Origin of the sequence: Intrasporangium sp. (assembly GCF_036566125.1) — a bacterium.
In the GTDB taxonomy this organism is placed as follows: Bacteria; Actinomycetota; Actinomycetes; order Actinomycetales; family Dermatophilaceae; genus Intrasporangium.
On record NZ_DATCWX010000117.1, the window covers coordinates 1 to 9,589 of the forward strand.

The following is a 9,589-nucleotide window of genomic DNA, read 5'->3' on the forward strand; positions in this document are numbered from 1 at the left end:
ACCGGGCCGCGTACGGGCGGGTGACCGAGGAGGGCACCGGGGTGCTGACCGTCACCGGCACCGTCGAGCGGGTCGTCGCGGCGCTGGACCGGGCCGATGCCGCGGCCCGGTCGGCGCGCGCGGGCGGGGACCCGCGCACCCTGGAGCAGCTGCGTTCCGACTTCGTCCTCGACGCGGTGCTGACCTGGTGGCCCGACCACACCCACGGGAACCACGGCACTCACGGGAACCGCCAGTCCCGCCCCGCAGACGTCACCGGCGGTGTCACGGACGGTGTGACCGACGATGTCACGCATGGTGTGACCGGCAATGTCACGCAGGGTGTGACGGTGGTGGCGCGGGATGGGTGGGCGGGCCTGGGCCGGCCGGTGCCGGCCAAGGTGTGGATCGTGGTGCCGTTCGAGGTCGCCGCCGGCACCAGCGACGCCCCCTGCGAGGTGCCCGGGCACGGCTGGGTCACCGCCGCGCACGCCCGGCAGATCATCACCGCCCCCGGCTCCGTCTGGCAGCACCTGCCCGTCCAGATCGACACCGGGCAGGTGCTGGGGCTCGCGTCGAGCGGGTACCGCCCCGGCCCGCGGCTGGCCGCGCACGTCCGGGCCAGGGACGGGGTCTGCCGCGGCCCGGGCTGCACCGTGCCCGCGGACCGGTGCGACCTGGACCACGAGCTGCCGTGGCCGGCCGGGGCGACCGAGGCGGGCAACCTGTACGCGAAGTCCCGCCGCTGCCACAACACCAAGACCGCCGGCCTGTGGACCAGCACGCCCCGGCCCGACCGCGCGCTGGCGTGGACCACGCTGGCCGGGCGCGAGTACGTCACCTACCCGAAGAACTGGCGCGAGAGCATCCACGACGAACCCGCCCAACCCGAGACGAGCATCGAGGAGGAACCCCCACCGTTCTGAGTCGCGCCCAATCGACCTTGGACGAGAATGCCTAGACCGGCTCGGCGACTCGCGTTGTCAGCTGAGCGTCCCAGGCGAGGAGCCAGTCGACTGCTTGCGTCGCCGACCACCCCTCCGGGTGTTCGGTGAGGAGCCGGCGGGCGCCCTCGAGGTCCTGTCCAAGGGTCACGGCGGGCACCTCGTCGTAGCCATCGCGGCGGTGCTGCCCGAGCCCGACGTCCGCCATGAGGGCGTTGCAGAGACACTTGCGGCCGACCGTGGCCTCGATCGCCCCGCCCTTGCGGAGGTAGGCGTCGACGGGCTCCGCTGCGCAGCGATAGCCCACCGAACCGTCTGCGCGCTCGAACGGCTCACGAAGGTAGGACAGGTCGCAGAGCCGCTCCCGTGCCTCGTAGAGGTCCCGGTCGGCCAGCGTGTCCGGGAGCCCGGCGACCTTGAACGGGAATCCCGTCGGTGAGGCTGCTGCGTCGTTGTGCACTGTCAGCGTGCCGGCCGCGAGCTCGGCCAGGGTCTGGCGTCGCAGCGGCTCGGTGATCCCCGACTCCGTGCAGAGCGCGAAGATCGTGCCGCACTGCACACCCGCCGCACCGGACTCGAGCGCATCAGCCACTCGCTCCGGCGTGCCGTAGGCGCCCGCGAGCCAGAAGGGCAGACCGAGGCGGGACATCGCCGCGAGATCCGCGTGGTCACGGTCGCTGTAGACCGGCTGCCCCGCGTCGTCGAGCGTCAAGCGGCCACGCGGCGGGGCACTGTGACCTCCGGCGACGGGTCCTTCCACGACAAAGCCGTCCGGTCGGATGGACGGGTCCCGGTTCAGGTAGCTGGCAAGACTGTGCAGCGAAATGATCGCGAGGAAGAGAGGCCGGGTCAGGACCGGCAGGTGCGCGCCGAGCACCTCGACCGGGTCGATCGTGCTCGTGTGGACCCTCGTCGAGTCCTGGACGTCGATGGTCAGGGTCCCGGCCCTACCGGCGGCGAGGTCAGTCAGCAGCTGGGGGATCTCGCGCGGGATGCCCGCACCCATGAGGACATAGTCGACACCGGCGACCATCGCGCCGAGCGCTGCCGACGGCGTGGCCATCTGGACCTTTTCGAGGAAGTTGATCCCCACGATCCCTTCATGGCCCTCCTTGGCGAGCCACACCTGGGCGAAGTTGCCGAGGACGGAGAGCTCGACGGCTCCGCGGCTGGGCCGAATCGTCAGCGTCGGGTTGGGGCGGTACGGGACATCAGGCGCACGACCGCCCTCGATGAAGTAGCGGTCGAGGGCCCGCTGGGCCATGTCCTGGTCCGGGAATGCTCCGAGCGCCCGCCGCAGGTGGCCGCCTGGGTCGCCCTCCTGCAGGCCACGCGCCAGCACCGCGTCGAGGGCGGTGCCCGAGACGACGCCGAGCTGCCCCTGCCGCGAGACAGCTCGGGCCAGCTGCCAGGACGACACGTTGACGCCCATGCCGCCCTGGATGACGACCGGGACTCGATGCCCCTCCATGGAAACCTCCGCTACCGTAACCTACGCTTCCGTAGGTTACGGTACGCCTTCTTCCGACCCCACCGAGCCAAGCGACGTCATCCGGTCACTCACCAGGACACTTCGTCACCCACACTGATGGTTCCGGAGTCGAGCAGTCGGAGCACGGTCCCGCCGCGGTCGTGCAGCGCGCGAGCGGCCCCCGGCCCCAGGGCGTCGTCGAGCAGCCGACAGGGGGCAGCTACGCGCACCACCTCGAGGCGCACGCGACCGATGGTGACCGGCGTGCCCGGGGAGGTCGGCACCTCAGCCCCGGTGATGGTGACGTTGCGCCGAGTGAGCCCCGGGTCCACGCGACGCCCGAGCTCCCTGGCCGCGGCATCGAGCGCGTCGAGGGCCTGAAGGGTCACGTGGCGATGCCGACTGCCGTGGTACCGGTCGCCCACGAGACCAACGCCAGCCTCCGCCTCGACGCTCGGCACCGACCTGGTCGGGAGGCGTCGCCCGGGGGCGACGTGGATGGACACCACCACCGCGGGAGTCATGGGGTGGTCGCCTCATCGACGAGGCGCGGCAGCGCTACCGCTGCGGTCTCGCGCCACACATGGTGGGCGATGTGGGACACCTCGGTCTCGAGCGGATTCACTTCAACGACAACAGCACCGGAGCCTCGCGCAATCGCTGGCAGTCCGGCCGCCGGGTGGACGATCCCCGACGTGCCCACGACGAGGACGAGGTCGGCGTGCTCGACGAGCGCCACGGCTTGGTCCCACTCAGCCACGGGCAGCGGCTCACCGAACCACACCACCCCCGGCCGGACGGCCGCACCGCACTTCGGACACCGCGGCGGCTCGACGCGATCGGTCCTTTCAGCGACCTTCGGCAACCCACCCTCGTAGGGCGCTCCGCAGTCCTCGCAGCGCCAGTTCGCGAGCGCCCCGTGCAGGTGCACGACGTCGGCGCTGCCTGCCCGTTCGTGCAGGTCGTCGACGTTCTGCGTGACCACCGAGATGCGCGGGCCGCCGAGCACTCCGGCCCATCGCGCGATCGCGATGTGGCCGGCGTGTGGCTCGACCTCCGCCACGAGGCCGAACCGCCAGAGGTACCAAGCCATGACGAAGGCGCGGTCCCGACGCCAGGCGTCCATCGTCGCGAGGTCCTCCGCGGCGAACCGCTCCCAGAGCCCGGTTTGCGCGTCCCGGAAGGTCGGCACGCCGCTCTCGGCGGACATCCCGGCCCCGGACAGCACGACGGTGCGCGTCGCTGAGCGCGCGACGGCCGCGACCGCCTCCGGCACCGTGCTGCGCACGACGATCACCCCGTCCACTCGGAGTGGAGGGCGGCAGCCGTCGTCCGGTGCTGGTGGAAGATGAGGACGAGGACCCGACTGCCGAGGACGAACCCGAAGAACAGCAGGGTGAAGCCGAGGAACGCGTTGAGCGGGACCGTCTCCGTCATCATCGGTCCGCCCTCGGAGGCCACGAGGAGGATGCCGCCCAGGACGCAGGCTGCCGCGAGCGCAGTCATGACGAACTGGTGGACGATCCCGGTGATGAAGGCGCGGTCGCGGAGGTCGTTCAATGCGCGGACGTTGACCGTGAGGCGCCCGGCCTCGATGTCCTCGGTGATCTTGTTGATCCGGCGCGGCAGGCGCTGGATCACGGGCAGGAGGCTCGCGAGCTGCGCCTCGAGCGTCTCCCGCGCTGCGGCGGGGGTGACCGTGTGGGTGACCAGCCCACGGCCCTGCTGACGTGCGGCCTCGACGAGGTCCATGCCGGGACAGATGATCCGGAGGCTGCCCTCCAGTGAGCCCAGCGCCCGGAACGCCGCAGCGACCTGGGACGGCACGGCGAAGCCGTGGTCGAGCACGAGCCTGAAGAGGTCCACGAAGAGGGCTGCGCTCCCGGTGGGCGACAGGCCGGAGCCGTGGCGGAGGATGAGCTGTCCGATCTCCCGCTCCAGCCTCCGGTCGTCGAGGTAGTCGCCACGGTCGAGCAGGTCGAGCAGAGCATCGGCCGCGGCGAGCGAGTCCTGGCGGTCGACCGCGGCGAGGAGCAACCCGATCGAGGTGCGAGCCCCCCGGTCGAGCCGGCCCACCGCACCGAGGTCGAGCAGGCCCAGCTGCCCCTCCTCGGACACGAAGATGTTGCCCGGGTGCAGGTCGGCGTGGAAGACGCCCGTGACGACGACCTGGTGGAGCACGACACCGAGCAGGTCCTCGGCCATCGCCCGTCGTTCGACGGCGCTGAAGCCGCCAAGGAACTCCTGGGCCGTCGACACGGACCGTCCTTGCATCCGCTCCATGACGATGACGCGCGATGACGAGAGGTCCTCGCGCGCCCGGGGAACCTGCACCCGCGGGCGGCTGGCGTGCGAGACGCCCTCTGCGACGGCGCGCATGTTGCCGAGCTCGACCCGGTAGTCGAGCTCCTCCTCGAGGGAGCGCGCGAAACCTTTGGCCAGGGACTCGACGCCGAGCCGCCGGCCCCAGCTCGTCCGGCGCTCGAGCCAGGCCCCGAGCCGCAGCACGATGTCGAGGTCTGCGAGCGCCTGTCGGCGGGCATCTGGCCGCTGGACCTTGACGACGACCTCCTGCCCGCCGACGAGCCGGGCGACATGGACCTGGGCGACGGAGGCCGCGGCCACGGGGACGTCCTCGATGTGCTCGAAGACCTCGTCGATGGGCTGGTCCAGCTCCCGCTCGAGCACGGCGCGCACTCGCGGCCACTCCGCCGGAGGCACGTTGCTCTGCAGCTCCGACAGTTCACGGACGTAGGCCTCAGGGAGCAGGTCTGGTCGCGACGACAGCATCTGGCCCAGCTTGATGAAGGTGACCCCGCCGTCGGTCAGCGCCTCGCGCAGCGACCGCGCCACCTTGGAGTCGGGCACGTCGGTGCCGGTGCGCGTCGGGCGCAGGTAGGCGCCGAGGCCGTGGGAGGCGGCGATCCGAACAATGGCCGTGTAGCGCGCGGCACGCCTTCTGCGGGCCGGCAGGGAACGGAGCAGCGAGAATGGCCCGGGCAGGGTGCCCGTCGGCACCATGGCCTCGAGGATCGCGAGAACCATGACCTGGGCCGCGAGCAGCCAGGCCGTCGCCAGGATGACGATGGCGCCCGTGGCGGCCACGGACGGGCCGGTGGGCCGCATGTCGAGGTTCAGGGCCGTGCTGATCCAGTTGAGCAGGCCGGTACCCACGCTGAGCATCGTGAGACTCACGATGATCGTGCGAGGCCACCCAACCGGCACACCCAGCAGGCGACGCGTGACGACCGCGACGACGGCGACGTTGACGACGGTCGCAAGTGCGTAGGCCAGGAAGTCCATCAGTCCCCTCGGGCGGTGAGTCGCGGTCGCGCCCTACTCTGCCTCAACCTGGAGCGAGCGGATCGAGCTGGCCAAGGAGGGGCTCTGGGCGACGCCAGGGGCCGGCCGCGGCGCGGTCGCGTCGCGGAGGGCCATGATATGGAGGTGAGCATCGCGCGTGCGACCTACCACCACGGGGATCTGCGCCGCGCCCTGCTCGAGGCCGGACTCGACCTGGCCCGGGAGGGTGGGCCGGACGCGGTCGTGCTCCGGGAGGCGACGCGTCGAGTGGGCGTGTCCGCAAACGCCGCCTATCGACACTTCGCCGACCGTGATGACCTCCTCGACGACGTCGTCTCGCTGGCCCAGGCGCGCGCGGCCGACGTCATCGACCAGGCGATCGCCGAGGTGGACGGCGACGGCGACCCGCGCGCTCGGGCGCGGGCCCGGTTCCGTGCTGTCGGAGTCGGCTACCTGCGTTTCGCCCTGACCGAGCCGGGCCTGTTCCGCACGGCGTTCGCGGTGCCGACCGATCTGAGCAGGGCTGCCTCGTCCGATGCGGCGGGCGCGGGCGGCCGGACGCCCTTCCAGCTCCTGTCCGACCAGCTCGACGAGATGCTGGAGAGCGGGGCGCTGCCCTCCAGCCAGCGGGCGGGTGCGGAGCTGCTCGCCTGGTCGGCAGTCCACGGCCTCGCCATGCTTGCCCTCGAGGGACCGCTCCGGGACCTGCCGAGCAGCGCCATCGAGGAGCTCGTGCCACGGCTCGTCCGGATGGTCGACCTGGGCCTCGGAGTCGTGCAGCCTGCCGACTCGGAGGCGTCACAGGGGTCATAGGGTGACCGGGATGGCCACCACGAACATCCCTCCAGACGAGCAGTCCGAGCCCGAATACACGCTCGCGGAGGACGTGCCGGCCTTCTACCGGCGCCTCGGCGACGACGAGTTCGGGCCCACCGTCCACGTCCAGGGGGCTTGGCGCGACGACGAGCAGCACATGGCCCCAGTGGGCGGCCTCCTCACGCATGCCATCGACCTGCACGAGCCGCGCGAGGGCATGCAGCTCGCGCGTGTCAGCTTCGACATCCTCGGCATGATTCCGGCGCGACCGAGCCGCGTGGCCGTGCGAACAACCCGGCCGGGGCGGAGCATCGAGCTCGTCGAGGCGACGCTGTCCGTCGACGGTCGCGCCGTCGTTCGTGCGAACGCCTGGCGCCTCGCCGCACACGACTCCACGCCGGCGGCGGGCGTCGAGTTCGAGCCGATGCCGGGCCCGGATGCCTTCCCGGTCTGGCACGCCACCGAGGTCTGGGAGGGCGGGTACATCCGGGGTGTGGAGTTCCGCGCCGACCCCGAGCGCCGCCCGGGTCGCACTCGCACGTGGATCCGCAGCCCCTACGCCCTCGTCGACGGCGAGGCCTGCTCGCCCACCGCCGACCTCATCCGCCTCGTCGACACGGCCAACGGCATAGCCGTGCGCGTCTCGCCGCAGGAGTGGATGTTCCCCAACGTCGACCTCACGATCCACCTCTTCCGCGAGCCCGTGCGCGGCTGGGTCGGCTTCGACACCAAGGTGACCATGGGCACGACGGGGATGGGCCTGACCTCCACGACCCTCCATGACGAGCACGGGCCGGTCGGTCGCGCCGAGCAGATCCTCACCGTGCGCCCCATGGGCAAGACGGTGTGACCCCCGCCCACGGCGGGATCAGTCGATACGGGCAGTCACCTCGGCGCCGAGCATGACGGTCCGGCTCACGGTGCAGAACTCCTCGTGCGACCGCCTCACCAGGCTCGGCAGGATCTTGCGTGCAGCGTCGCCACCCTCGCCATCCGGGAAGCGGACCCGGAACGTCACCTCGATGTCCTTGAGGTGGTTGCCCTGCTCGTCCTTGACCTTGTCGGCCGTCACGTCGATCTGGAAGCTCTCCGGCTCCGCCCGCCGGGTCGTCACGGTGTCGACGTCGACAGCGGTGCAGGCGGCGATCCCGGCAAGCAGGAGCTCGACCGGTGACAGCTCCTCGGTGCCCGAGCTCGTCGTGATGGATCCCCCACGGTCGTTGCGGACCGTGTAGCGACCGACGCTGTCCCGGGTCAGCGTGACGTGGCGCTCGTCCCTCGACCCTGCAGCCGAGGAGTTGATGGGGCTTTGATCGGAGGTCTGCTCGGACATGGGCTCAGCCTTCCAGACGGCGGGTCGGGGGTCAGGACCACACGTCCGCGAGCAGCTCGAGCGAGCGCTGGCGGACCTCGGGGTCGAAAGCGCCGCACGTCACGATGACTTCGTCGACACCGGTGGCCTTGGTGAACACCTCGAGGTCGTCGCGTACCTGTACCGGGGTGCCGACGAACGAGACCCTCGTCATCTCGGCGACGGCGGCCCGCTCGGCCGGTGACCACGACGCCAGCAGCTCGTCCGGGGTGGCATCGGATGGAGGCAGCAGGCCACTCCGGCGGTTCGTCACGATGCTGCGGAACCGCTCGAGGACCGAGGTGAACTGCCGCTCGGCCTCGGCCTGGCTGTCGGCGACCATGACGTTGGCCCCGGCCATGGTGCGGGGTGCGTCGAGGCCACCGGGCAACGGCGACGGCTGGAAGCCGCGCCGGTACACCTCTAGCGCGCTCATCAGGGCCGCTGGCGCGAAGTGTGACGCGAACGAGTACGGCAACCCCAGAGCGGCGGCGACCTGCGCGCCTCCGTGGCTCGACCCGAGGATCCAGATCGGCACGTTGGTTCCCTCCCCGGGGATGGCGCGAACGTTCGCGTCGGGGTCGGGGTCGCCGAGATAGCCCATCAGCTCCTGGACCTCGGCGCCGAAGTTCATTGCCGCCACTTCGTTCCGGCGCAGGGCTCGCGCGGTCGCCGGGTCGGTGCCGGGGGCGCGGCCGAGGCCGAGGTCGATCCGACCCGGATGCATCGTCGCCAGGGTGCCGAACTGCTCGGCGACGACGTAGGGCGCATGGTTCGGCAGCATGATGCCGCCGGCCCCCACCCGGATCGTCCTCGTGTGGCTCGCGACGTGGCCGATGAGCACCGCCGTGGACGACGAGGCAACCCCACGGAAGTTGTGGTGCTCGGCCATCCAGTACCGGCCATAGCCCCATTGCTCGGCGTGCTGGGCGAGGTCGACGGTCTGCTCGATCGCATCGGCCGCGGTGCCGCCCTCGGCAATCGGGACGAGGTCGAGGATGTTCAGCTGGGCACGGTTCGTATCGGTCACGTGGGTGCCAACCGGATCGGGCTGGGACTTCTTCCGGCCCGTCTCACCCAAAAGCTGTTCACTCGATCGGGGAGAGGGGAGGACAGGGGGTCAGGGCAGGTTGAGCTGCGCCACCTGGTCCTGGTAGTCGGGACACAGCGAGTCGACCGCGGCCGCCATGAGCCGCTTGGTCCGCAGCTGGTCACCCTCGTTGTCGAGCGGCTGGTCGTTGTCGTCCCTGGCGATCTCGCCCAGCGTGACGCCACCATTCTTGAGCGCCCAGCACACCGTGGTCCCGGTCTCGAGGTCGTCGGCAACCGTCGCGCCGGTGACCATCGCACCACGCTGGCGCGCGGCCAGCACGAACTCCGCCTGCTCCGCCGAGATCGTCGGCATCGCCGACGCGACGTCGGGCGGCAGGTCCGCGAGCTTGGGAGCCGAGCTGCAGCCCGCGAGACCTGCAGCTCCGAGCAGGCCCACGACGAGCACGGCGGCGACCCGCAGAGGCAGGCGGGCACACAACGAGCGACGTGGCATCCGAGTCTCCATCGTTAGGCTGAACGCGTGGGTCCAGTCGATCATCCCCGCTTGGCCTCCGAGGCGCCGCTGGCGAGGTCAGCTCTCGCGGTCGCCATCGCGGGCGTGATCTTCGGTTTCTGTTTCGTGCCGCAGCTGCTGGGGCTCGCGCTCGGCGGGATCAGCCTCACCCGCGAGCC

At 71.3% G+C, this 9,589-nt stretch carries 9 protein-coding genes and 1 pseudogene; 3 read left to right on the plus strand and 7 right to left on the minus strand.

Annotated elements, in window-relative coordinates; translation table 11 throughout:
• Positions 1-905 (plus strand): annotated as a pseudogene (locus tag VIR15_RS07005) (HNH endonuclease signature motif containing protein); the annotation flags it as partial.
• Between the two features lie 31 nt (positions 906-936).
• Here VIR15_RS07005 and VIR15_RS07010 read toward each other — a convergent pair.
• The 4 genes from VIR15_RS07010 to VIR15_RS07025 form a co-directional block, all read right to left on the minus strand.
• Entirely contained in the window at positions 937-2,394 is a 1,458-nt protein-coding gene (locus VIR15_RS07010; RefSeq protein ID WP_331926754.1) for a nitronate monooxygenase, read from the minus strand.
• An 89-nt stretch (positions 2,395-2,483) separates the two neighbouring features.
• Complete coding sequence (locus tag VIR15_RS07015; protein ID WP_331926755.1) at positions 2,484-2,918, minus strand: MOSC domain-containing protein; 435 nt, start codon at positions 2,916-2,918, stop codon at positions 2,484-2,486.
• On the minus strand, positions 2,915-3,682 hold the full coding sequence (locus VIR15_RS07020; protein WP_331926756.1) for an SIR2 family NAD-dependent protein deacylase: 768 nt from the start codon (positions 3,680-3,682) through the stop codon (positions 2,915-2,917). Before VIR15_RS07020 ends, VIR15_RS07015 begins: the two co-directional genes overlap by 4 nt.
• A 5-nt stretch (positions 3,683-3,687) precedes the next feature.
• The gene (locus VIR15_RS07025; RefSeq protein WP_331926757.1) at positions 3,688-5,697 is read right to left on the minus strand and encodes an ABC1 kinase family protein; all 2,010 of its coding nucleotides are present in this window, start codon (positions 5,695-5,697) and stop codon (positions 3,688-3,690) included.
• 144 nt (positions 5,698-5,841) lie between these two features.
• Here VIR15_RS07025 and VIR15_RS07030 point away from each other — a divergent pair, with 144 nt between their 5' ends.
• Both VIR15_RS07030 and VIR15_RS07035 read left to right on the plus strand, forming a co-directional pair.
• Positions 5,842-6,510, plus strand: coding sequence for a TetR/AcrR family transcriptional regulator (locus tag VIR15_RS07030; RefSeq protein ID WP_331926758.1), 669 nt, complete (start codon positions 5,842-5,844; stop codon positions 6,508-6,510).
• A 10-nt stretch (positions 6,511-6,520) separates the two neighbouring features.
• Positions 6,521-7,363, plus strand: coding sequence for a thioesterase family protein (locus tag VIR15_RS07035; RefSeq protein WP_331926759.1), 843 nt, complete (start codon positions 6,521-6,523; stop codon positions 7,361-7,363).
• Positions 7,364-7,381: 18 nt separating this feature from the next.
• Here VIR15_RS07035 and VIR15_RS07040 read toward each other — a convergent pair whose 3' ends face one another.
• The 3 genes from VIR15_RS07040 to VIR15_RS07050 all read right to left on the minus strand — a co-directional run bounded on the left by VIR15_RS07040 (position 7,382) and on the right by VIR15_RS07050 (position 9,410).
• On the minus strand, positions 7,382-7,846 hold the full coding sequence (locus tag VIR15_RS07040; protein ID WP_331926760.1) for an OsmC family protein: 465 nt from the start codon (positions 7,844-7,846) through the stop codon (positions 7,382-7,384).
• A gap of 31 nt (positions 7,847-7,877) precedes the next feature.
• Positions 7,878-8,894: an LLM class flavin-dependent oxidoreductase gene (locus VIR15_RS07045; RefSeq protein WP_331926761.1), complete on the minus strand. Its 1,017-nt coding sequence runs from the start codon at positions 8,892-8,894 to the stop codon at positions 7,878-7,880.
• Between the two features lie 90 nt (positions 8,895-8,984).
• Entirely contained in the window at positions 8,985-9,410 is a 426-nt protein-coding gene (locus VIR15_RS07050) for a hypothetical protein (protein ID WP_331926762.1), read from the minus strand.
• Between the last annotated feature and the right edge of the window lie 179 nt (positions 9,411-9,589).

Coding starts and splice junctions, on each gene's coding strand:
- VIR15_RS07010 (WP_331926754.1), bottom strand. CDS start 2,394: ATGGAGGGGCATCGAGTCCCGGTCGTCATCCAGGGCGGCATGGGCGTC.
- VIR15_RS07050 (WP_331926762.1), bottom strand. CDS start 9,410: ATGCCACGTCGCTCGTTGTGTGCCCGCCTGCCTCTGCGGGTCGCCGCC.
- VIR15_RS07035 (WP_331926759.1), top strand. CDS start 6,521: ATGGCCACCACGAACATCCCTCCAGACGAGCAGTCCGAGCCCGAATAC.
- VIR15_RS07040 (WP_331926760.1), bottom strand. CDS start 7,846: ATGTCCGAGCAGACCTCCGATCAAAGCCCCATCAACTCCTCGGCTGCA.
- VIR15_RS07025 (WP_331926757.1), bottom strand. CDS start 5,697: ATGGACTTCCTGGCCTACGCACTTGCGACCGTCGTCAACGTCGCCGTC.
- VIR15_RS07015 (WP_331926755.1), bottom strand. CDS start 2,918: ATGACTCCCGCGGTGGTGGTGTCCATCCACGTCGCCCCCGGGCGACGC.